Source organism: Bradyrhizobium sp. SZCCHNGR1005 (assembly GCF_032489995.1).
GTDB lineage: Bacteria > Pseudomonadota > Alphaproteobacteria > Rhizobiales > Xanthobacteraceae > Bradyrhizobium.
Window position 1 is genome coordinate 128,790 of sequence record NZ_JAUEZC010000007.1, and the last position, 21,456, is coordinate 150,245.

Genomic DNA, 21,456 nt, shown 5'->3' on the forward strand with positions numbered 1-21,456 from the left:
TTTGACTCCTTTATAGTCCTGTTGCATCGCGCAGACGATACCAGCCTTCGACGAAGGGAACGGCAGGCTTGGCGAATGCGTGGAAGGTGTGGCTCGGAAACGAGAGCTCGTCGAAGGCGGACCGGCCCTCCGGCTTTCCGAGCATCTGCAAGGCGATCTTCCGGCCAAAATGCGTCGAGCGCGACACGCCCGTCCCGCAGTAGCCCATTGCGTAATAGAGTCCGTCTGGAGAACGGCCGAGGTGGGGAAATTCATCATACGTGTAGCCGATGAGGCCGCTCCACGCGTATGACACCTTCACTTCTCCCAGTATGGGGAAGGTGCGCAGCAAGTCGTGGGCGAGATGCGTATAGGCGGCCAGCACCGAGTCTCTTGCGAAATGATTTGATCGGCCGCCCCAGATCAGCCGGTTCTCGTCGGGGGCGGGGCGAAAATAGAAAAACACGCGGTTCGTATTTCCATAGGCGCGCCTTGTCGGCATCAGCCGCGTGAAGATATCGGGTGCGATTTCCTCGGTCGTGATTTGCGCGGAGCGGATCGGGACGATTCGCTTCCGGAAAAAGGCGCCGACATTCTTCGTGTATCCGTTGGTAGCCACGAGAACGTCGCGCGCCTGGATGCTGAACCGCTCGAAGTGGATCGTGTGCCCGTTCCTCTCTGATGAGATTGCTCGGACCGGCAGATGGCCATGCACCGTGCCGCCGGCATCAATAACGCGAGCGAGGAGGCCGCTGTGGTACTTGCCGGGATGCAGGCTCGCGTCCATTGGCAACACGGATCCGCCGTGAAACAGCTCCGTGCCGATCTCCTTGTGCTGCTCGGCTCGATTGACCATATAGGAATCGACGTTGGCGTAGCGTTTCAGATCCTGCATGTCGCGCGCCATGGTGTCGTAGTGTTCTACGCGCATAGCGCCGCGAAAGCGCCCGCATCGGACGAAAGAGCAGTCGATCTTCTCTTCCTTGATCAGAGCTTCGATGCCGTCGAGCATCTCGACGCCTTCGTGCAGCAGTTCAACTGCTTTCCGCTCGCCCTTCATTTCGACGAGGGTTTTTACCCGAAATTTCTGATTTCCGCTGCCGATCTGACCGCCGTTGCGTGTACTTGCGCCATAACCGGGAACGAAGGCGTCGACGACGACCACTTGTCTTCCGGCACGAGCAAGTACGAGGGCAGCGGAAAGGCCTGAGAAGCCTGCCCCGATAACGACGACGTCAGCCTTCTTTGGTGGGGCGGGCCAAGGGCCGGTGCGCGGCACAGCGGCGCGCCACCAATATGGAATTGCCTGCGTCGTCCAATATTTGGTGCGACCTTCGGAGAGATCCGAGAGCCGAATTCCTATCGGCTCGTGCCGCGAATTCGGATCGACGAAATGCGTCATCGCAGTTGTTTCCAGGTTTCCCATCATCATCGCTTGCAGATAATAAAAATTACTTGCATTATATGCAAGTCGCATTTATAGGGAAGTTGCCGGTGCAAAAAATCTTGCCGAGATCGCAACGTGGGATCGGTGAGGAAGCGTCTTCCAAGGAGAGTTCAGATGCACATTCCCAATGCGTGGTCCGGCACGCTGGCTCCAGGCAGTCTCGCGACTCCCGCCGGGCTGGATCTTACCGGCGCTCAAGCCTTCCTCAAGCAGACGGGCGTCCGCTACGTTCTCGCCCAATTCGTCGACCTGCACGGCGTGGCCAAGAGCAAGTCCGTCCCCGTGCAACACCTCGAAGATATTTTGACCGACGGCGCCGGCTTTGCCGGTGGCGGCGCATGGGGGCTCGGGTTGTTGCCCCACGAACCCGAATACATGGTCGTCTGTGAGCTCGATACGCTGACCGTGACGCCGTGGGCGCCGGGTTACGCGCGAATGATGGGCGTGGGAACGGTAAAGGGCGTTCCCCATCCCGTCGACACGCGTAACGTTCTGAAGAAGCAGGTCGCGCGTCTTGCCGAGCGCGGCTGGACTCTGAACACGGGGTTGGAGCCTGAGTTCATCCTATTGCGTCGGGATGGCGATGGAAAATTGCAGCCCTTCGACGGGACCGACACACTCGCCAAGCCAGCCTACGACTATCGAGGTCTGATGCGCGGGCGAAGCTTCCTGGAGCGGGTCACGGAATCGCTGCAGGCCATAGGGATCGACGTCTATCAGATCGATCATGAGGATGCGAACGGGCAATACGAGATCAACTTCAAATATGCCGATGCACTGAAGACGGCCGATCAGATTACGCTGTTCAAGATGGCGGCCTCGGAAATCGCCAACGATCTCGGCGGGATCTGTTCGTTCATGCCCAAGCCCCGGAGCAATTCGACGGGCAGCGGCATGCATATCCACTGCTCGATCGCCGACGGCAATGGCCGTAATCTCTTCCACGACGATGCAGATCCAAACGGCCTTGGGCTGACCAAGCTCGCCTATCATTTCCTCGGTGGCGTTATGGCGCATGCCAAGGGGCTGACCGCGCTCCTGGCGCCCACGGTCAACTCCTACAAGCGCCTTGTGGTCGGGCGCACGGTCTCCGGCACAACTTGGGCGCCTGCGTTCATCGCGTATGGCGACAATAACCGCACGGCCATGGCGCGCATACCCTACGGGCGGATCGAAATCCGCACCGGCGACAGCAGCATGAATCCATATCTCGCGACAGCAGCGCTGATTGCCGCCGGCCTGGACGGCATCGACCGCGAGCTTCATCCGGGTGAGCCGAAGAATGTGAATTTCTACGGCCTTTCGCTCGACGCCATTCGTGGCATGGGCGTGGAGCTGTTGCCGCAAACCCTTTCCGAGGCTTTGAGGGAGCTCGAGGCGGATCCGTTGTTCGCAGCCGCGCTCGGGTCTCCGGTCGTTGATGAGTTCGTGTCGCTGAAGAGCTCCGAATGGCTAGAATATCATCGGCACGTGTCAGACTGGGAAGTCGAGCGATATCTCAGCTTTTTCTAGCCTTCGCTTGCACTGGAGATCGCGATGTGTGGAATTGCAGGACTGTTCATCAAGGCCCCTCGGCTGCAACCCGTGCTTGGGGCTTTGCTCGCCGAGATGACTTCGACCCTGTGTAGCCGGGGTCCGGACTCCGCCGGCTTCGCTTTATACACGGCGGAAAGTCCCGGCAGGACGAAGCTCACGTTGACGTCCGTCGCCGAACGGTCCGATTTTGGGGCGCTTGGCGCGCTTCTCGCCCATTCTCTGGGGGTCGCTATCCTTGTGACCAATCGCTACACGCATGGCGTGCTCAGCGTGCCGGTGGATTCGGCGGATCAGTGTCGCGCCTGGCTCGCCGAAAACGCGCAGGACGTTCGCGTCTTGAGCGAAGGGGTCAACCTCGAAATCTACAAGGAGGTTGGTTATCCAGATGACGTTGCCCGGCGGTTCGATATTCAATCCTTTGCGGGAACGCACGGCATAGCCCATACGCGGATGGCAACCGAGTCGGCGGTGACCACCACCGGCGCTCATCCGTTTTCGACCGGACCTGACCAGTGTCTGGTTCACAATGGTTCGCTTTCGAACCACGCTTCGCTTCGTCGCGAGCTTCGGCAGAACGGCATCGTTCCGGAAACGGAGAACGATACCGAGGTCGCCGCAGGCTATATCACGCGAGAGCTGCGACGCGGACGTACGCTGGGAGATGCGCTGAAGTCGAGCGTCGATGATCTCGATGGCTTCTTCACCTTCGTGGTCGGAACAAAGAATGGTTTCGGGGTGCTGCGTGATCCGATCGCATGCAAACCGGCCGTCATGGCGGAGACGGACGATTACGTGGCGTTCGCCTCCGAGTATCGCAGCCTCGCTGGGCTCCCGGGCATTGCGAATGCGCGGGTCTTCGAGCCGAAACCGGCAACGCCTTACTTCTGGGAACACTGAGATGAATCGAATTGAAGCTGGCTCGTGGTCGGGCCACGACATCAAGGCAGGGCGGGGGCCGTCAGACCCGGCCACGGAGCTGGACCTTTCCGCTCTGTCACTGCGTGAGCTCAACGCTCGGCTTCAGGCGCTGAAGCTCCCGACCAATGAGACGTTTTGGCGTGTACTCAATCCCAACGGCGCTCACGCGATCGCGGTCGGCGTGGATGCGCCCATTGATGTCGAAGTGGCAGGGCACGTCGGCTATTTCTGCGGCGGTATGAACAAGAGTGCTCGCATCGTGATCGATGGAAACGCCGGCCAGGGCGTTGGCGAGAACATGATGTCCGGGCTTATTCACGTCAAGGGCGACGCGAGCCAATCCGCCGGGGCCACCGGACATGGTGGCCTGTTGTTGATCGATGGCAATGCGGGAGCTCGGTGCGGCATTTCGATGAAGGGGATCGACATTGTCGTCAAGGGCGACATCGGGCATCTCTCCGGTTTCATGGGCCAAACCGGGCGCCTGGTCGCCTTCGGTGATGCGGGCGATGCTCTGGGGGATTCGATTTACGAAGCGCACATCTACGTCCGCGGCAAGGTCGAAGGCGTCGGCGCCGACTGCATCGAAAAGGAATTGCGGGATACGCATCGGGCGGAGCTGTTTGCGCTGCTCGAGCGCGCCGGCGAGGCGCACAAGGTCGATGTATCGGAATTCCGCCGATATGGATCGGCGCGCAAGCTTTACAACTTTAATATCGACCATGCCGGGGCCTATTGATGACTACTCATGAGAAGACGTGGGGGTATATCCCGCCGCGCCAGTCCGCCACGTTTGATGCACACTCCATTGCGGAGATAAGGCGGGCCGCTGCGACCGGCATTTACGATATCCGCGGCGGTGGCACCAAGCGGAAGGTGCCGCACTTCGACGACCTCTTGTTTCTCGGCGCGTCGATGTCGCGTTATCCCCTGGAAGGATATCGCGAGCGTTGCGACACCAGCGTCGTTCTCGGAACGCGTTACGCGAAGAAGCCGCTTCATCTGGATATTCCTGTCACCATCGCAGGCATGAGCTTCGGGGCTCTCTCGGCTCAGGCGAAGGAGGCCCTTGGTCGCGGCGCAAGTCTGGCCGGCACCTCGACCACCACTGGTGACGGTGGTATGACTCCGGAGGAGCGCGGGCAGTCCAAGACGCTCGTCTATCAATATCTGCCATCCCGATACGGCATGAACCCGGACGACCTGCGCAAGGCCGACGCGATTGAGATCGTGGTGGGCCAAGGCGCCAAGCCCGGTGGCGGAGGAATGCTGCTGGGCCAGAAGATATCGGATCGGGTCGCAAAGATGCGCTCGCTTCCGATGGGAATAGACCAGCGTTCAGCCTGCCGTCACCCGGACTGGACGGGGGCGGACGATCTGGAGATCAAGATCCTGGAGCTGCGCGAGCTCACCGGCTGGGAGAAGCCGATCTATCTGAAGATCGGTGCAAGCCGTCCCTACTATGATGTTGCGCTCGCCGTAAAGGCGGGGGCTGACGTGGTGGTGCTGGACGGCATGCAAGGCGGCACCGCAGCCACCCAGGACGTCTTCATCGAGCACGTCGGAATTCCAATTCTTTCGGCGATCCGCGCCGCCGTTCAGTCGTTGCAGGATCTCGGGATGCACCGCAAGGTACAGCTCGTCGTTTCCGGCGGCATTCGCAGCGGCGCCGACGTGGCCAAGGCGCTTGCGCTCGGCGCGGATGCTGTCGGCATCGGGACCGCGGCGCTGATCGCGCTGGGCGACAACGATCCTCGGTATGAAGACGAATATCGTGCTTTGGGGACGACTGCCGGTTGCTATGACGACTGGCACGAGGGCAAGGATCCGGCGGGCATCACCACTCAGGATCCCGCGCTGTCGAGCCGGCTCGACCCGATCCTGGCCGGCCGACGGCTCGCAAATTACCTCAAGGTGATCACGTTGGAGGCGCAGACCATCGCGCGCGCATGCGGCAAGAGCCGCCTGCACAATCTGGAGCCGGAAGATCTCGTTGCGCTTACCATCGAGGCAGCTGCGATGACGCGTCTTCCTCTGGCGGGAACGAGCTGGATTCCTGGTCAATAGTTGCTGGGCTGGTGCGGCGGTGGTCGCCGCGCAACGCTTCGTTGAGGAGGGGGAGTAATGACCAAATTGGAGTTGACGAGACGCAGTGTCGTTACGGGCATCGGTACCGCCGTCGCGATGCCCTGGATATCCAGGGCGGGTGCAGCGCCAAAAGGAGAGCCCATTCTGCTGGGTGTACCAACGTCGCAGACGGCGGCGGCCGGCGTTGCCGACGATCTTGATCACCTCAACGGCACGACGCTAGCGATGGAGGAGATCAACGCCGCCGGCGGCATTTTGGGACGTCCTCTGAAGCTGTTTGTCACTGACGTCGATAAGCTGTCGCCCGAGAGCTGCCAGCAGGCGATCGCAGCATGTGCTGATGCGAAAGTCCATGCGATCTCGAACGCGTTCGTGTTTGCTCCGATCCCGGCAATGGATGAGTCCGCCAAGTATGGATGCCCGTATCTGCAAGGCAATACGCAGCGAGCGGCAACCGAAGCGTTCAAGTCCAACTCGAAGAAATACAGCCACGTTTTCCAAACCGACCCGTCCGAGGTCCACTACGGCCACACCTATCCTCTTTGGCTCGAGCACGAGGAAAAACGTGGCGTCTGGAAGCCGAAGAATCGCAAGGTTCACATCGTCCAGGAGCAGGTAGCGTATTGCCAGACCATCTCCAAGGCGGCGCAAGAGGCGATCAAGAAGCGCGGCAAATTCGAAGTGGCGGCCGTGACCGACATCCAGTTTCCCGTGCAGGACTGGTCGCCGGTCATTCAGAAGCTGAAGGAGGTCGACGCCGGGGCCATCATGATCGACCATTGGGTGGCTGCGGAGTATGCAGCTTTCTGTAAGCAGTTCGCGGCAGATCCGGTGAAAAACTCACTCGTCTATCTCCAGTATGGACCGTCTCAGCCGGAATTTCTCGAACTCGCCGGGGCCTCGGCAAACGGATTCTGCTGGTCGACCGTGTTGGGCGTGTACGCAGACGAACGAGGAAAGGGATTCCGCAAGAAGTACCAAGCGAGATTTCCGGGAACGATGGGGCTCGTCTACACCGGTAACGGCTATGATATCGCGCATTGGCTGAAGCTAGCCTGGGAAGCCGTCGGCAAACCCGAGGATTTCAAGGCGGTCTGCGACTGGATCCGGCAGCATCCGTATCGCGGCGTTTGCGGCTATATGGATCTGAACAACGACTATCAGGAAGCCGCCCATTTCCCAGACGACGGCAATCCGATCTCGGCGCTGGAGCTGGAGAAAGGCATGAGCCAGCTGTACGTCCAGGTCCAGAGTGGGCAGCACAAAATCGTGTTTCCGAACGAGATCTCGGAATCTCAACTGCAGCCCGCGCCATGGTGGACGTAGTGAACATACCAAAGCTCGACGTCGAGATGCGTCGAGCGCCCGCCCTTTTTGCGGGAGAGAACATCTCTCTCGATCTGGGCGGACGGGAGATCCTCAAGAGGATCAGCCTGAGCGTCCGTCCTGGTGAAGTGCTGGGAATCATCGGGCCCAATGGCGCCGGCAAGACAAGCCTGTTCGAGGTTCTGTCTGGCCGATTGAAGCCGAAGTCCGGATCGGTACGCTTCCGCGGTTCGGATGTGACTGCCCTGCCGCTTCATGCAAGGGCCCGCCTTGGGATTGGGCGGACTTACCAGACGCCGGTGGTTCCGGACGAATTGACGGTCGGACAGACATTCAAGGCCGCGCGACAGGCCTACAAGCCCTATCTGACCCGTTTCGACGCCGAATACGGCGCCGAGCTGGTTGGCCTCGACGTCGATGCGGAAGAGCCGACGAGTTCGCTGGAAACGCTCAACAGACGCAAGCTTCTGCTTGCGTGCCTCTTGATGCGTCGTCCTGCCTTGCTGCTCATGGACGAGCCTGCCGCAGGTCTGATCAATTCGGAGGTCGACGAGATCGATCATCTGATCAGGATGCTGTCGAAGGAGATGAATGTCGCGATCATCATCGTCGAGCACCGCATCGAATTGCTCGAGACGATCGCCGACCGGGTCATGGTGATGGACGCGGGTGAGGTCATCTCTGAGGGATCGCTTGCCGATATTCTGGCCGATCCGAGAGTACACGCGGCATATTTCGAGAAGGTCGAAGAAGGGGCGCTCGATGGCTGAAGCGCGCGAAATTCTCTCCGTACAGGGGCTGTCAGCGGGGTGGGGGCCGCTGCGGGTGATCCATGACCTGGATTTCATCGTAAGGGCCGGCGAGCGGATCGGACTGGTTGGGCTGAACGGCCATGGCAAGACCACGCTGTTCTATGCGATCGCAGGTTTGACAGGCTGGCAGCGTGGTTCGATCTTCCTGAACGGAAAGCAGATCGGGCGCACCCGCAGCCAAGGGCCGGGCCGTTATACGCACCAGATCGTGAGGCAAGGGTTGGCCCTGATTCCTCAGGGCGATGAAATCTTCCATGGCCTTACGGTCGAGGAGCACCTCGATTCGGGGGCATTCACGCCACGCTCCTGGAAGGAGCGGGCCACGCGCAAGCAGCGAATCTACGATGTCTTTCCGCCACTGCGGAAATTGAGTCATGTGCCGGTCGGCCGTCTTTCAGGCGGTGAGCGGCGGATGGTCTCGATCGGTCGGGGCTTGATGGCCGAAGCGTCGCTGTTCCTGGTCGACGAGCCCTCCCTTGGACTTGCCCCGAAGATCGGCAAGGGCGTTCTCGATGCATTGATGAGCATTGAGCTCCGCGATTCAGCGATGGTCATCGCGGAGCAGAACATAGCCTTGTTGGAAGGACGCGTGGATCGCGTGATCGGAATGCACGTCGGCAAGCTCAAGGGTGGCGCCTCAGCCGCGCTGACCCTGAACAGCAATCGGGATCTCTAGGATGAACTGGCCGTATGTCATATCTAATGCGATTGTGCTGGCCTGCATCTACGGCACTCTCGCCATCGGGCTGTCGATCACTTGGTCGAGCCTGGGCCTGTTGAATCTCGCCTACGGGTTCATCTTTGCCTTGTCCGGCTATGGCGCCTGGCTGACCCATCAATATGTGGCGGCCCTGATGCCGGACGCGCTGCATGGCCTAATCATCATGCTTGCCGGAATTGCGACGGGCGCGCTGGGCGGAGTTCTGGTGTGTGCCCTGGCGTTTATTCCAGTTCACGACAAGCCGAACTTCACGATTCGCGGCATGATCGCGACCTTGGCGATCAGCTTGATGGGAACTCAGCTGCTGCTCTGGTGGTTCGGCCCGCGGTCGAAGAGTCTTCCGGAGATTTTCGGCACGAGCAAGCTGTCTCTGTTCGGGCTGGTTCTGACGGCCGACAAGATCGGTAACGTCGTCGTCTCGATCGCGATGTTGCTGATCGTCCTGACATGGATGCGTTCGAGTAGGCGAGGTCTTGAAATCCGTGCAATGATGATGAATCCCCACGCCGCGGCGATCGTCGGCATCGGCGTGCGGCGCACCAGCTTCTACGTGATGGCGATCACCGGCGGTTTGGCGGGCCTCTCGGCAGTTCTTCTGTCTCAGACCTATTACATTCAGCCGTTCAATGGCCTCACCCCGATGGTCAAGGGCGTCAGTATCGCCCTGTGCGGTGGGCTCGGAAGCGTGCCGGGCGCGGTGATCGCTGCCCTACTCCTGGGGCTCAACGAGGCCATGACGTCCGTGGCGCTCGGTGGCCAATACGTGCTGATGACCCAATTCCTTCTCATCATCCTGATCATTCTGGTTCGTCCACGCGGAATCGCTGGGCTCCTCGATAAGGCGCGGGAGGCCTAACGATGCTCAATCCCGTTCCGAACACGGCGACCATGACTGAAGCATCCGAAGACGGCGCGCGAGTCTGGCGCAATCCTTTGACGGCTTGGGGTGGCGCGGGTGCCGAGCCCGAGGTGCCGACGATCCCTTACAAGGATCCGACGGAGATTTGGACGCAGACCCGCGAATCGGGTGTGCGGTTGCTGCCGGTCGGCCGACTTCGGTACTATTACAAATGGCCCGGTCACGGCGAAAAACTTTGGACCAAGCTCCGCTACTGGCCCACGCGCCGCCGCGTTCTTCACGTGCGTGGAGAATATAACCCGAAGACGCTCCGCCGCGAAAAGACGATCGTCGACAAGCGTCCAATCTGGTGGGTTCTTGGCCTGCTGGCGCTAGCGCTCGCCCCGTTTGTGTTTCCGGCGTCCCAGCTCAATACGCTTCTTGCGGCCGGCGCGTTCTTCGGAATTTATGCGGCAATCAACCTGTGCTGGATGCTCGTGCTCGGCACGGCCAGCATCTTTTCGCTTGCGACTTATGCGGTTGTAGGGGCCGCGGCATTCATCACGACGTGGCTGTCGATCTCCATCGGGCTCCCCTGGTGGGTTCTGCCGATAATCGGCAGCGTAATCGGACTCGCGTTTGGAATCGTGATTGCCATACCAGCCACCCGCCTGGACGGCTTCTACTACGCACTCTTGACCCTCGGACTGAATGAGTTGTGCCGAGTGTATTTCGTGCAGTCGAAGATATTCGGCTCGGCGACAGGTGGCCTCTATGGCGCGGACGCCTACGCTCCGAAATCTTGGTCTCCGCTCGACCAATCGATGCTGGGGTACTACGCGGCGCTGGCGCTGATGTGCGGCGCGTTGCTGCTCTATCGCATGGTCGACGGGCGGCGGCTGGGCCGAATTCTGCGCATGGCTCCTGAAAAGCGGGAAGCTTTTGCGGAGGCCACCGGAGTTGATTTTCGTCGCGCCCGCATTCAGGTGTTCGTTATCTCCTCGATTGCCCTCGGGTTCATCGGCGGATTCTATGCCGCCCACTATCGAGGCGTGGGATTCTCGATCTTCAGCTTCGACACGGTTTTGTTGGGCTTGGCGATGCTGGTCATTGGCGGCATCGGAAGAGCTGAGGGCGCGGTTGTCGGCACCGCGATCGTGGTCTTTCTCGACAAGGTGTTGATCAGCTGGGGACCTCTCAGGCTTTTCGCCATCGGCATCATCATGTTGCTCGTCGTCTTGTACCTCCGGAACGGGTTGTTCGGCATCAAGCAGCAGTTCCGGGCCTGGAGAGACAAGAAGAAGAGCGAGCGTCGCTCTGCGCGAGCAGAGAAAGGAGGAGAAATGTTACCGGAAGAAGCGACCGAAACGAGCAACAAGGACCTGGTCTATTGGCGCCGCTACGACAAGATGCAGCGAGACTATCTGAAGTCCCTGGTTTCTCCCGAGCTGATCGAGGAGCACAAGCGCAATCCTCTCGGGCAGCACAGCGAAGCGCTCGAGCGTCTCCTGCTTTACTTCCGACGCCAGCCGCTTCCGGACAAGTACGCCATTCAGGTCGTGCAGCCGTTCAAAGCCTACCGGATCGTCGCGCTTTCAGGTCATCGGGGCGTTCCACCCCGGGTGGTCGAGGACAAGCTCTATCCCTCGCAAGACGACGCTTATCACGGCGTATTCATGCGACGCGTCCAGGATCTCTTGGAATCCTGATCAATCAACTCGCAAGGCGGCAGACAGGCGCATGGCTCAGATCAAGCTGTTTGGTTACACGGACCGGATTTCAGTCAAACCGGGAGAAGCTATTACATTCCATGTGAGTGCGGATGGTGCTGCCGCCGCCGACGCTCAGCTTGTCAGGCTCGTGCACGGCGATGAAAACCCCTTGGGGCCCGGCTTCATTGAGCAGGAAGTGGCTTGCGAGGGAAATGGCCGCTGGCGCGTCGAGAAGCAGTTTACCCAGCTCGGCTCCTTCCTTGCGGTCGAGGATCCCCAGCGGAAGCTCGTGCTTGAAGGAAGCATGACCCTTTTCGGCTTCATCTTCCCGGGGCTTCCTGGAGACGGACGCCGCCAGTGCCTCATCGGCCGATGGAGCAACGACAAAAGCGCCGGATTTTGTCTCGGCATCAATCACGAGGGCCATCTTGAATTTTGGGTCGGGCGCGGCGACGAGGTTGACTACGTCAAGACAGAAATCCCCTTGATGAAGAAGACTTGGTACTTTGTTGCGGCCACCTTCGATGCAAAGACGGGCAAGGCTACCATTCACCAGGAGTCCGTGACCAACCGGTACAACGGCCTGCTCGGGGGCGTGGTGCCGATCGATTATCGTTCGCACGTGACCGAGACGTTTCGATTCAAGCAGAAGAATCTCGAGGAAACCCCTTTCTTGATAGGCGGATCTCGTGACTTCCATGAGTTGCGCGGACCATTCGTATCTCAGAATTTTTCCGGCAAGATCGACAGGCCCGGCATTTATGATCGCGCTCTCGGTCGCGCCGAGCTCGAGCGGCTTTCGAAAGGAGAACTCCCGACGAGCGATGGACTGGTCGCTTATTGGGATACGACGGAAGGATACACGGACGCCGGCATCGGCGATGCGGTAATCGACATCGGGCCCAACAAGCTGCACGCCGAGGGCTACAATCGCCCCGTGCGTGCTCAGACAGGCTGGAACTGGAAGGGCCGAAACGACTGCTTCCGATTGGCTCCCCGTGAATATGGCGGCATCGAGCTTCATCACGATGCGATGATTGACTGCAAATGGAAGCCGACCAGGACGGTCAGGCTGCCAGAAAGCTTGCGCTCGGGCATCTATGCGATGCGCCTGCGTGCAGGGGATGGCGCGGGATTAGGTGAGGAATATATTGTCTTCTACGTTCGGCCGAAGCAGCCTAAGGCGAAGATTGCATTTCTGGTGCCGACCGCGACCTATCTCGCCTATGCGAACGAGCACCTCAGCTTTGATGCCGAAATCATTCAACCGATGACGGGGCAGCCGCCCATCATTTCGGAAGTCGATGTCGAGATGTACAAGAATCCTGATTTCGGTCTCTCGACTTACGACTGTTGGGCCGACGGCAGCGGTGTTTGCTACAGTTCCTATCGCCGGCCGATCGTCAATATGCGGCCGAAACATCGGATGTCGAGTATGGGCGTGCCGTGGGCGTTCCCGGCGGACTTGTCCATCGTGGGTTGGCTTGAGCAAAAGGGGTACGATTACGAGGTCCTGACGGACGAGGATCTTCACGTCGAAGGTGTAGACGCACTCAAGCCGTACAGTTGTGTGCTGACGGGGACGCATCCGGAATACTATTCGGAGAGGATGCTGGACGGCACCGAGGACTACATCGCCGGCGGTGGCCGATACATCTACATGGGAGGTAATGGCTACTATTGGAACGTTGCCTTTCGTGAGGACGAACCCTGGACCATGGAGGTGCGCAAGCTCGATGCGGGCATGAGAGCGTGGAATGCCCGACCTGGTGAGCACTATCTGGCGACAACTGGCCAGAAGAGCGGACTGTGGAAGAATTTGGGGCGGCCCCCGCAAAAGCTGGTGGGTATCGGCTTTATCGCCGAAGGTTTCGAAACCAGCCGTCCGTATCGACGGATGCCGGACAGCTACCATCGCCAGGTTTCCTGGATTATGGAAGGAATCGAGGGTGAGCTGATCGGGGAGGAAGGGCTTGCCTACGGCGGCGCTGCCGGCCTTGAGCTCGATCGCTACGATTTGACGCTGGGAACGCCGCCTCACACCAAGATCTTGGCTTCTTCGGGCGGTCACAGCGACAACTACATGCTGTCTATCGAGGAAATTCTATATCCGTATCCTGGCCTTGCTGGTAGCCAGGATTACAGGATCCGCGGCGACATAACGTTCTTCAACGCCCCAAATGACGGGGCAGTGTTCTGCGGAGGCTCGATTGCATTCGGTCAGGCGTTGCCGGCGCGAAACTTCGACAACAATGTGTCTCGACTTCTCGGCAATGTCGTCGATGCATTTCTCAAGCCTGGCCCCTTGCCGGGTTCTCGCTGGATCAGCGAGGAGAAGCAGTGGAGATAAAGCGAAGGGGACCGTTTTCTTATCTCGTGCCCCTCGGCTGGCCGAGGGCTACCGAGATCCGCAACCGTTAAGGACAAAGAAATTGAAAAAAGCAAGCCGAGCGGCCCACAGGCGTCAGAACGAAAAGAAGACCTCGGTCAAATCGGCTAAAGTAGCCATGCCTCCCGCGGAGGAGACGATCGCCAAAGCGCCGATTGATGAACGCATGGGGGCAGCCATCCGACGTGGCCGGCTTGAGCGGGGACTAAAGCTGACTGAGCTTGCATCTGCGGCAAACATCTCCGTTCCGATGATCAGCCGTTTTGAAAATGGACAATCCTCGGTCAGTCTCCCTTTGTTGGAACGAATCTGCACCGCGCTCGGGACGGATCTATCAACGCTTTTCCGCGAAGTCGAACAGAGCAGCGGAAGTGCGCAGCTGATAAAGGCCGGTGATCAGATGGAGGTGGTTCGCTCGGGAACGAAGCATGGTCATACGTACAAGTTACTGTCGTACAACAGGGGTCCGCGCAAGATCTTTGAGCCGTTCCTGATCGATATGGATAAGGAAAGCGAGAGCTACCCGCGCTTTCAGCATGCAGGAACGGAGTTCATCTACATGCTGAGTGGGCGCATGGAATACCGCTTTGGCGATAAGACCTTTCTCATAGGGCCCGGTGATGCATTCACCTTCTCCGGCAATGTTCTACACGGGCCGGAGAAGCTACTCGACGACCGGATTCAGTTCATCACGATCATCGTCTATGCGGAATAGCGGGCAGCCTAGCAGGAGATGCACGTTTATCGCTCTCCTGGGGCTCTAGCAGTCTGCTGAAGAAGCGGCCGAACCCCGACGGATTTTCGGTGATGTGAGGTTCTGTACGAGATTTCGCCGTTGGAGCGATGATCTCCGCTCCGAGAGGCGGCCTTATGCGGCAATCAGCTTGGGTATTCGGACGAGGTTGTAGTCGATCAGGTTGAGGAGGAAGTCGCCAAGCACGCGGTCGCGGCCTCGGTGCTTGGTCTTGCGAATGGTTCCGTGCTGCTTGCCCCAGCCGAAGATGCATTCGACCATGGCTCGGCATGTTTGAGACATGCCGTAGCCGGCGTGCCGGGTCATTCGCCCATCGATGGCGCTCTGGCGTCCTTTGGGATTGCCGTTGTTGTACTGGCGACGTGCGACGTGATGTTCATCTCCCGCAGCTTGGCGACGTGCTCGGCTCTGTCATAGGCCTTGTCCTCGCCCACGGTCATGCGGCCTCCAGACGTCTTGGCTTTCGCCTTGAGCATGACTTCGGGCGCGTTTCTTTCGGCCGTTACCGTCGCATGGGTCACCCGCCCGTCGATCGCCAAGCCGTTCCTGTTTTCCATGATGAATTGGCACATGTAGCAGAGCCTGGCTTCCTTGCCTCGGGACTTCCGATACAGCCGGCTGTCAGGATCGGTCACGCTGGCATGGGTATCGTTCTTGCGCTTCTCAGGTCCTCAAGACGAGTGCAAGCTGGTCGGGATCGATGCGCTCGGAACTACGGCCGAACTGCATTCGCTGCAGCTGTTTGATGATGGACTTGAGACGCTCGATCTCGGTGTCGCGATGGCCGATCGCAGCGGCAGTGTCGCGCACCAGGCGCTGCAGAAGCTCAGGATCGGAGGGGAGATTAGTGAGATCGTGCTGCATGTCCGATGGTACTCGAACACGCTGATTCGTAGAAGAATCGCAACTCAGTTCAGCACTGGTTTTTGCAGATGATCCTGCAATCGCGGGCTTCCAGATACGCTCTGGCGCGCGCCAGTCGATGCCTTCGATCAGCATCGCGAGCTGCGCCGGCGTGAGCGTGATCGAGCCATCATAGCCCGCCATCACCGGCCACACGAAGCCGCCCTGATCGATACGTTTAGTGAACAGACAAAGCCCGTTCCCGTCCCAGAACAGGACCTTCAGGATCGATGCCTTCTTGCCGCGGAAGGCAAACAGATGACCGGAGAACGGATCCTTCTTCAGCGCGTCCTGCACCAGCATTGCGAGCCCATCCATGCCTTTGCGCATGTCGGTGTAGCCGAGCGCCAGGTGCACCTTCACGCCCGCTGGAACGAACATCATGATGCTGTCTCTCCGCTTTCGATCTGCGCCCGCACCGCATCCGGATCGCTGCCGGCGGGAGCGAAGACACGCTGTCTGTCAGGAAGGTCGACGGCCATCATGCCCTCCGGTGGACGCACGAGATTGCGCAGAACGCGCGCTGCGGGCATGTCGTCCGGCAGCACAACACGGGCGAGCTTGGATCGCTTCTTTTGCGCGATGCCGAACTGCGCGCGCTAGCGGAACAGCAGCCCGGTGACGATCCCATGCTTGCGGGCGACGGCAGAGACTTTGGCGCCCGGCATCTCAGTCTCCCTGGCGATCGCGAGCTTCTCCTCGTCGCTGAAGAAGCGTCGGGCCGGCGTTTTGGGCGCGGCTGGATCGCCGATTTCGGCGGCTGTCAAGCGGCGTTCGGGCTGTGAGTTCCTAGCACTAGTGCTAACGGCCGGACGGGCGGAGGGATGAAGATGGGCGCGCCAGTCGATCGTGACCTCGCCGGCCGCCAATCGGTCGCGCCATTTGCGCAGCGAATGCGGCGACAGCTGCATGGCCGCGGCATAGGCGCGGAGCTCCATCCCGCTCCAGTTCAGCGCCTCGACATGCATCGCCCAGAACGCTTGAGACGCCCGATTGCGCACATCCGAGGTGACCATGAACCTGCGCTGCTTCTGCTTTCGGAGCGCCTTTTCTCGCTCGTCCCCGGGCGCGCTCGCGGCGCAATTCCGTCTGATATTTCTCGAGCTTAAGCGCAGTCTCGTTGCCGGCCAGCCGCTTCAGCCAACGCCGCAACGTGTTCTCGGTGAGACGTTGTTGCTGGCAGTATTTGCGGATCCCGAGACCGCTGCGACGCCACGCTTCGATGTGCAGCGACCACCATTCGCGGCGCGCTCTGTTCTCGAAATGTTTGGATCCCACCGGAGATTCTCCACAGCAGCAGAGAACCCGAAATGGAACGACAACACACGAGGGGGAAGGTGTGCAGAGACCGGACGGTTACAAGGCGGCGTTTCCGAGCAAGATAAAAGTGGCTCGCCGGTTGAATGCCAAGCCATTGACATGGCTTGGGTTCAACCGTGCCGTTCGGTCGAGGTGAGTGCCGCTACCGAGTTTTTTGTCAGCAAAGTCAAAGGCGACTTCGGCACTGATCGTAGTGTAGCGAACTCTGGCGAAGAACTCGGTTGAGCCACGCGACGAGTGCAGGATCTGCGACTCGGCGTGCGAGTTGACCGATCAATCGTGTCGCGCCGTCGTATCTCTGAGCCTGGGCCGATGCGTTCCGCCGACGCGGCCAGAACGAAATCGCGGGGTCGAAAGGGACCTGCGGCTCCGCGGGTCCAAAAGGGATCTGCGTATAAAGACTCGCGGCGGGGCCCTAAGGGATCCGCTTTCCCTGCGACCAACGATCTCCCACCTGTCATTTTCCTCATCTTGGCATGTCGGCTCGGCGGTCGACCAGGACCGTATCCAGGATTCGCATGGACGCGAGCGGGCTCTGATCCAGGACGCAGGGGCTAGCCGAAGGCCTGACTGACGACGCCGTAGCTCGTCGGCCGGTCGTGGCCACGCGGGTGTGCACCCTTCACGTCGTTGCGCAGCGACATGGTTGTGACGGCATCAAACAGATCAAGCCCCGCTCGGGCTAGAAAGTCGCGAAACTCTCCGGTCTGGTGGGTATCGAGCCTGAGGAATTGGCCGGCATGAGCCGCGACGTGCGGCGCGACCACCGCGATGGCGTCGCTGTCGCAGGACGCGACCACCGGCCCGACGACATGCCCGCGTCCAAACCGCCGGCACAGCGCGAACGCCGCGAGTTGTCCCGCTCGAAACAGGCCGAAGCTGCGCGACTGGGCCAACAGCGCCGTCATGAGCTCGCTTCGCTGGACGCCATAGGCGGACGCGTCGAGCTCGATCAGGGCCGGCAGCTCCGACCCGGTCAGCTCGTGGATGTCGCCCGTTCCGGCGACCGCTGTGCCGGGGTCGATCGCCTCGCCCTGACACTGAAACAGCGTCTGTTCGCGTTTGAAATCGAGCGATCGGTAGAGGCGATAGGCCGCACGCGTCGCGTTGAGCCGTAGCACGCGATCGCCGCACTCGGCCATCACGCGCTTCATCAGCCATTGCCCGGTGCCGAGGGCCTGAAGCCGCGGCGAGGTGATGACCATCCCGACCGCAGCAAAGCCATCGCTGTAGGGAAACCACATCGCAGCCCCCAAGACGCGACCGATCTCATCGAGCGCCACGACTCCGCGTCCGATGCCGCGCATGAATTCCCAATCCTCCGCCCGATGCGGCCACTGGACGGCGATCGACAAGGCGAGCAACTGCCCAAGGTCGACGCTGCCGATATCGGCGAGTTGCATCTCGAACACGTCGACGATGCGCGACTCGACGCCCGGGTCTTCCATGTCTGCTTTCCCTGTCCTCGTCCCGCCGGCCACGCGTCACCCTGCCTCGATGAGGTGGACAGCGACCATGCTGCCGTCACGCCGGCATATTGACGCGTCTGCGATCGAACTTCGCAACATTCTTCTCAATCCTGCCCTGTCTTCAGCAGGGAATACAGACCACGTCGTCTATGATCGATGCAGGCCGGAAATGGGGGCGGTGAGCCCGGTCGGCCGCTGGGATGATCGTATGACGTTCCTGTTCAAATCCGATGCCAAGCGTGGCGCCATCTTTCGCGAGGTGCTTGCGCGCGAACTCCCTGACCTGCCGTTCGCGATCGATCCGGCCAAGATCGATGCCGCGGCCGTCCGCTACATGATCGCTTGGCTGGTGCCGCCGGATCTTGCCGCCTATCGCAATCTCGAGATCCTGTTCTCGATCGGCGCCGGCATCGACCAGTTCAACGCCGCCTCGGTCCCTGCAGGGGTCAAGATCGTCCGCATGGTGGAGGACGGCATCGTCCGGATGATGCAGGAATACGTCACGCTGGCCGTGTTGACGCTGCATCGGAACTGGCCGGCCTATGTCGATCAGCAGCGACAGCAGCTGTGGCGCGCCGTACCGCAGCCTCAGGCGCGAGAGCGGCGCATCGGCGTGCTGGGCTTGGGCCTGCTCGGGCAGGCGGTGTTGGAGCGGCTGGAACCGTTCGGCTTTCCTTTGTCCGGCTGGAGCCGCAGTCCGCGCACGATCGACGGTGTGACCACGCACCATGGCGCCGACGGTCTCGACCGGCTGCTGGAGACGACGGATATCCTGATCTGCCTGCTGCCTCTGACGGACGAGACGCGCGGCCTGCTGAACGCTGAGCTGTTCGCCAAGCTGCCGCGAGGGGCCGCCCTCGTGCAGACCGGCCGTGGCCCGCAGCTCGACCAGGCGGCGCTGCTCGCCACGCTCGACAGCGGGCACCTCGCGGGGGCGGTGCTGGACGTGACCGATCCCGAGCCGCTGCCGGCCGAGCATCCGCTGTGGCGGCATCCGCGCGTGCTGATCACGCCGCATGTGGCCAGCGTCACGCAGCCTGAGTCGGCCGCGCTTGCTGTGGCCGAGAACATCAAGCGGCATCGCGCCGGGCTCGATCCGGTCGGTCTCGTCGACCGCAGCCGCGGCTACTGAGGGCCGGCGCGCCGCCACGGCTCAGCGGATCCAATCCAGGGTCTTGTAGTACGCGCCGACGAACGGCAGGAACCAGGGCTTGCCGAAATGACCTGGCACGACCGGCCAGTCGGCCTCCTTCATCGGGTTGCGGTCGGGCCGGCCGAGCATCGCATCGGCCATGATCATGCCGAGATGAGTCGAGAGCTGTGCGCCATGGCCCGAATAGCCCATCGCGTACCACAGCCCGCCCTCGCGGCCGGCGCGCGGATAGCGGTCGGCGGTCATGTCGACGAGGCCGCCCCAGCAATAGTCGATGTCGATGCCGGCAAGCTGCGGGAACATCCGCTCCATCGCCGCGCGCAGGATCGCGCCGCTCTTGGCGTCCGATTGCTGATCGGATGTCGCCGAGAAGCGCGCGCGGCCGCCGAAGATCAGGCGGTTATCCGGCGACAGTCGGAAGTAGTTGCCGATGTTCATCGAGTTGACATAGGTGCGGTTGCCCGGAAGCACGGATGCCGCTTCTGCCTCCGTCAACGGCCGCGTCGCGATGATGAAGCTGCCGACGGCGATTATGCGGCGGCGGAAATAGCTGAATGTCGATGGCGTGTAGGCGCCGGTGGCGAGCAGCACCTGCTCGGCGCGCACCGTTCCCTTGGCCGTGGTCAGGCGGAAGCTCTTGGCCTGCTGCATCTGCTCGGTCACGGCCGCCTGCTCGACGATGACAGCGCCGCGGCGGCTTGCGGCCGTGGCGAGGCCCGCTACAAAGCGGCCCATATGCATCATGCCGCTCTTCTTGAACAGCATGCCGCCATGAAAGGGCGAGCCGATCTCGGACGTCAGGTCAGCCGGCGAGAGCAGCGCGGTGTCCGGGTCGACCTCGCGATGGATCGCTTCGAAGTTGCTCGCGATCGCATCGAAATGAGCGGGCTTGGAGGCCAGCTTGAGCTTGCCGGAGCGGCGGAAATCGCAGGCAATGTTCTCTTCCGCGATCAGGCGCTCCAGCGTGTCGATCGAATCGTCGAACGCCTTGTAGAGGGCGATGGCGCGCTCGGCGCCGAGCTCGGCCTTCGCCGCCGGATAACTATGCGCCAGGCCGTTGTTGAGATGGCCGCCATTGCGTCCCGACGCGCCCGAGCCGACCTGATCTGCCTCGAGCACTATGACCTTGGCGCCGGCCTTGGCGAGCTGCAGCGCCGCGCCAAGTCCGGTGAAGCCGCCGCCGATCACCGCGACGTCGTAGTGCCCCTCCACGGGCCCGGTGTGGCCGCCGGCAAAACCGGTCGCAGTGTCGCGCCAGTAGGAGACATATTTCATCGCGGGCACTCTGCTTAGAGACCTAACACGCCGGGCAGCTCGGAGACGTCCTTGATCTCGGTGTAGCCGTAATACGGATTGGCCGGCTCGTGACCGCGGTTGACCCACACCTTGCTCTTGATGCCGAGATCATGCGCCGTCATCAAATCGTAGCGGAACGATGACGAGCAGTGCGTGATATCCTCCGGGCCGCAGCCAAGCATGTCGAACATGTATTCGAAGGCGCGCATCCGCGGCTTGTAGGCCTGCGCCTCTTCGGCCGTGAATACGGCATGGAACGGCGCGCCGAGCTTGGCGACATTCGAGGGGATCTGCGCATTCATGGCGTTGGAGAGAATGACTAGCGGGATTTCCTTGGCCACCTTGGCAAGGCCCGACGGCACGTCGGGATGCGGACCCCAGGTCGGCACGCGCTGATACACCATCTCGCCGTCCTCGGGCTTGAAGGGGATGCCGATCTTGCGGCAGCTGCGCGCCAGCGCGTTGCTGACCACCTCGGCATAGGGCTTCCACGCGCCGAGGATTTCGTCGAGGCGGTAGGCCGAGAAGACCTTCACGAACTCGTTCATCGCCGGCTCGGAGAGCGTTGCGCTGTAGAGATCGCGCGCGGCTTCGGCCATCTCGAAATTGATCAGCGTGCCGTAGCAGTCGAAGGTCACATATTTCGGGCGAAAGCGGCTCATGGATCCTCATGCCGGTCATGGTCTCGGCCGCCGATGATAGGCCGACGCGCCAGCATAAGATGCGGCTTTGCCCCGGTTCTGCGGCGGAAGATGTTGTGGGCGTCACCGCCTTCAGCCGATCTGCTGGGTCCCG

Annotated in this window: 20 protein-coding genes and 1 pseudogene; 12 read left to right on the plus strand and 9 right to left on the minus strand. The window is 60.9% G+C overall.

Annotated elements, in window-relative coordinates:
* Positions 1 to 10: 10 nt before the first annotated feature.
* Entirely contained in the window at positions 11 to 1,381 is a 1,371-nt protein-coding gene (locus QXZ85_RS26260) for an FAD-binding oxidoreductase (RefSeq protein ID WP_315701431.1), read from the minus strand.
* 159 nt (positions 1,382 to 1,540) lie between these two features.
* Here QXZ85_RS26260 and glnT point away from each other — a divergent pair, with 159 nt between their 5' ends.
* From glnT to QXZ85_RS26315, 11 genes are all read left to right on the plus strand, one after another.
* A complete protein-coding gene (gene glnT / locus QXZ85_RS26265; RefSeq protein ID WP_315728861.1) occupies positions 1,541 to 2,938 on the plus strand; it encodes a type III glutamate--ammonia ligase in 1,398 nt (465 codons plus the stop codon).
* A gap of 24 nt (positions 2,939 to 2,962) precedes the next feature.
* Positions 2,963 to 3,859, plus strand: a complete 897-nt coding sequence (locus QXZ85_RS26270; RefSeq protein WP_315701429.1) for a glutamine amidotransferase family protein — start codon at positions 2,963 to 2,965, stop codon at positions 3,857 to 3,859.
* On the plus strand, positions 3,807 to 4,619 hold the full coding sequence (locus QXZ85_RS26275) for a protein glxC (protein WP_315728860.1): 813 nt from the start codon (positions 3,807 to 3,809) through the stop codon (positions 4,617 to 4,619). Before QXZ85_RS26270 ends, QXZ85_RS26275 begins: the two co-directional genes overlap by 53 nt.
* Positions 4,619 to 5,947 carry an FMN-binding glutamate synthase family protein gene (locus tag QXZ85_RS26280; RefSeq protein ID WP_315701427.1) on the plus strand — a complete coding sequence of 443 codons (1,329 nt, stop codon included), beginning with the start codon at positions 4,619 to 4,621 and terminating at the stop codon, positions 5,945 to 5,947. The genes QXZ85_RS26275 and QXZ85_RS26280 overlap by 1 nt, the downstream gene beginning before the upstream one ends.
* A gap of 57 nt (positions 5,948 to 6,004) precedes the next feature.
* Positions 6,005 to 7,294: an ABC transporter substrate-binding protein gene (locus tag QXZ85_RS26285; RefSeq protein WP_315768994.1), complete on the plus strand. Its 1,290-nt coding sequence runs from the start codon at positions 6,005 to 6,007 to the stop codon at positions 7,292 to 7,294.
* Positions 7,294 to 8,064 carry an ABC transporter ATP-binding protein gene (locus QXZ85_RS26290; protein WP_315701425.1) on the plus strand — a complete coding sequence of 257 codons (771 nt, stop codon included), beginning with the start codon at positions 7,294 to 7,296 and terminating at the stop codon, positions 8,062 to 8,064. The genes QXZ85_RS26285 and QXZ85_RS26290 overlap by 1 nt, the downstream gene beginning before the upstream one ends.
* Positions 8,057 to 8,782, plus strand: a complete 726-nt coding sequence (locus QXZ85_RS26295) for an ABC transporter ATP-binding protein (RefSeq protein WP_315701424.1) — start codon at positions 8,057 to 8,059, stop codon at positions 8,780 to 8,782. Before QXZ85_RS26290 ends, QXZ85_RS26295 begins: the two co-directional genes overlap by 8 nt.
* Position 8,783: 1 nt before the next feature.
* Positions 8,784 to 9,683, plus strand: coding sequence for a branched-chain amino acid ABC transporter permease (locus QXZ85_RS26300; protein WP_315701423.1), 900 nt, complete (start codon positions 8,784 to 8,786; stop codon positions 9,681 to 9,683).
* 2 nt (positions 9,684 to 9,685) lie between these two features.
* The gene (locus tag QXZ85_RS26305) at positions 9,686 to 11,374 is read left to right on the plus strand and encodes a branched-chain amino acid ABC transporter permease (RefSeq protein WP_316175112.1); all 1,689 of its coding nucleotides are present in this window, start codon (positions 9,686 to 9,688) and stop codon (positions 11,372 to 11,374) included.
* A 31-nt stretch (positions 11,375 to 11,405) separates the two neighbouring features.
* A complete protein-coding gene (locus QXZ85_RS26310) occupies positions 11,406 to 13,727 on the plus strand; it encodes a N,N-dimethylformamidase beta subunit family domain-containing protein (RefSeq protein WP_315701421.1) in 2,322 nt (773 codons plus the stop codon).
* Between the two features lie 82 nt (positions 13,728 to 13,809).
* Positions 13,810 to 14,481, plus strand: coding sequence for an XRE family transcriptional regulator (locus QXZ85_RS26315; RefSeq protein ID WP_315701420.1), 672 nt, complete (start codon positions 13,810 to 13,812; stop codon positions 14,479 to 14,481).
* 153 nt (positions 14,482 to 14,634) lie between these two features.
* Here QXZ85_RS26315 and QXZ85_RS26320 read toward each other — a convergent pair whose 3' ends face one another.
* The 6 genes and pseudogenes from QXZ85_RS26320 to QXZ85_RS26350 all read right to left on the minus strand — a co-directional run bounded on the left by QXZ85_RS26320 (position 14,635) and on the right by QXZ85_RS26350 (position 18,191).
* Positions 14,635 to 14,826: a transposase gene (locus tag QXZ85_RS26320; protein WP_315701419.1), complete on the minus strand. Its 192-nt coding sequence runs from the start codon at positions 14,824 to 14,826 to the stop codon at positions 14,635 to 14,637.
* On the minus strand, positions 14,823 to 15,155 hold the full coding sequence (locus QXZ85_RS26325) for a hypothetical protein (RefSeq protein ID WP_315701418.1): 333 nt from the start codon (positions 15,153 to 15,155) through the stop codon (positions 14,823 to 14,825). Before QXZ85_RS26325 ends, QXZ85_RS26320 begins: the two co-directional genes overlap by 4 nt.
* A 28-nt stretch (positions 15,156 to 15,183) precedes the next feature.
* Positions 15,184 to 15,807 carry an IS66 family insertion sequence element accessory protein TnpB gene (tnpB, locus tag QXZ85_RS33850; protein WP_410051603.1) on the minus strand — a complete coding sequence of 208 codons (624 nt, stop codon included), beginning with the start codon at positions 15,805 to 15,807 and terminating at the stop codon, positions 15,184 to 15,186.
* Positions 15,808 to 16,022: 215 nt separating this feature from the next.
* Positions 16,023 to 16,439, minus strand: a complete 417-nt coding sequence (tnpA, locus tag QXZ85_RS33855) for an IS66 family insertion sequence element accessory protein TnpA (RefSeq protein WP_409977528.1) — start codon at positions 16,437 to 16,439, stop codon at positions 16,023 to 16,025.
* A gap of 154 nt (positions 16,440 to 16,593) precedes the next feature.
* A pseudogene (gene tnpA, locus QXZ85_RS33860) lies at positions 16,594 to 16,701 on the minus strand (IS66 family insertion sequence element accessory protein TnpA); the annotation flags it as partial.
* Positions 16,702 to 17,297: 596 nt separating this feature from the next.
* Complete coding sequence (locus tag QXZ85_RS26350) at positions 17,298 to 18,191, minus strand: GNAT family N-acetyltransferase (protein WP_315701416.1); 894 nt, start codon at positions 18,189 to 18,191, stop codon at positions 17,298 to 17,300.
* A gap of 229 nt (positions 18,192 to 18,420) precedes the next feature.
* On the opposite strand from QXZ85_RS26350, the gene QXZ85_RS26355 reads away from it, so the two are divergent.
* Positions 18,421 to 19,344 carry a glyoxylate/hydroxypyruvate reductase A gene (locus QXZ85_RS26355; RefSeq protein ID WP_316175114.1) on the plus strand — a complete coding sequence of 308 codons (924 nt, stop codon included), beginning with the start codon at positions 18,421 to 18,423 and terminating at the stop codon, positions 19,342 to 19,344.
* 21 nt (positions 19,345 to 19,365) lie between these two features.
* On the opposite strand, the gene QXZ85_RS26360 is transcribed toward QXZ85_RS26355, so the two are convergent.
* Entirely contained in the window at positions 19,366 to 20,640 is a 1,275-nt protein-coding gene (locus QXZ85_RS26360; protein ID WP_315730309.1) for an FAD-binding oxidoreductase, read from the minus strand.
* Positions 20,641 to 20,654: 14 nt separating this feature from the next.
* Complete coding sequence (locus QXZ85_RS26365; RefSeq protein ID WP_315768989.1) at positions 20,655 to 21,323, minus strand: haloacid dehalogenase type II; 669 nt, start codon at positions 21,321 to 21,323, stop codon at positions 20,655 to 20,657.
* Positions 21,324 to 21,456: the final 133 nt, after the last annotated feature.

What these genes read in the sequence shown, in the direction of transcription:
- QXZ85_RS26260 (WP_315701431.1), bottom strand. Translation starts at nt 1,381, where the DNA reads ATGACGCATTTCGTCGATCCGAATTCGCGGCACGAGCCGATAGGAATT.
- glnT (WP_315728861.1), top strand. Translation starts at nt 1,541, where the DNA reads ATGCACATTCCCAATGCGTGGTCCGGCACGCTGGCTCCAGGCAGTCTC.
- QXZ85_RS26270 (WP_315701429.1), top strand. Translation starts at nt 2,963, where the DNA reads ATGTGTGGAATTGCAGGACTGTTCATCAAGGCCCCTCGGCTGCAACCC.
- QXZ85_RS26275 (WP_315728860.1), top strand. Translation starts at nt 3,807, where the DNA reads ATGCGCGGGTCTTCGAGCCGAAACCGGCAACGCCTTACTTCTGGGAAC.
- QXZ85_RS26280 (WP_315701427.1), top strand. Translation starts at nt 4,619, where the DNA reads ATGACTACTCATGAGAAGACGTGGGGGTATATCCCGCCGCGCCAGTCC.
- QXZ85_RS26285 (WP_315768994.1), top strand. Translation starts at nt 6,005, where the DNA reads ATGACCAAATTGGAGTTGACGAGACGCAGTGTCGTTACGGGCATCGGT.
- QXZ85_RS26295 (WP_315701424.1), top strand. Translation starts at nt 8,057, where the DNA reads ATGGCTGAAGCGCGCGAAATTCTCTCCGTACAGGGGCTGTCAGCGGGG.
- QXZ85_RS26300 (WP_315701423.1), top strand. Translation starts at nt 8,784, where the DNA reads ATGAACTGGCCGTATGTCATATCTAATGCGATTGTGCTGGCCTGCATC.
- QXZ85_RS26305 (WP_316175112.1), top strand. Translation starts at nt 9,686, where the DNA reads ATGCTCAATCCCGTTCCGAACACGGCGACCATGACTGAAGCATCCGAA.
- QXZ85_RS26310 (WP_315701421.1), top strand. Translation starts at nt 11,406, where the DNA reads ATGGCTCAGATCAAGCTGTTTGGTTACACGGACCGGATTTCAGTCAAA.
- QXZ85_RS26320 (WP_315701419.1), bottom strand. Translation starts at nt 14,826, where the DNA reads ATGACCCGGCACGCCGGCTACGGCATGTCTCAAACATGCCGAGCCATG.
- tnpB (WP_410051603.1), bottom strand. Translation starts at nt 15,807, where the DNA reads ATGATGTTCGTTCCAGCGGGCGTGAAGGTGCACCTGGCGCTCGGCTAC.
- tnpA (WP_409977528.1), bottom strand. Translation starts at nt 16,439, where the DNA reads ATGGTCACCTCGGATGTGCGCAATCGGGCGTCTCAAGCGTTCTGGGCG.
- QXZ85_RS26350 (WP_315701416.1), bottom strand. Translation starts at nt 18,191, where the DNA reads ATGGAAGACCCGGGCGTCGAGTCGCGCATCGTCGACGTGTTCGAGATG.
- QXZ85_RS26355 (WP_316175114.1), top strand. Translation starts at nt 18,421, where the DNA reads ATGACGTTCCTGTTCAAATCCGATGCCAAGCGTGGCGCCATCTTTCGC.
- QXZ85_RS26360 (WP_315730309.1), bottom strand. Translation starts at nt 20,640, where the DNA reads ATGAAATATGTCTCCTACTGGCGCGACACTGCGACCGGTTTTGCCGGC.
- QXZ85_RS26365 (WP_315768989.1), bottom strand. Translation starts at nt 21,323, where the DNA reads ATGAGCCGCTTTCGCCCGAAATATGTGACCTTCGACTGCTACGGCACG.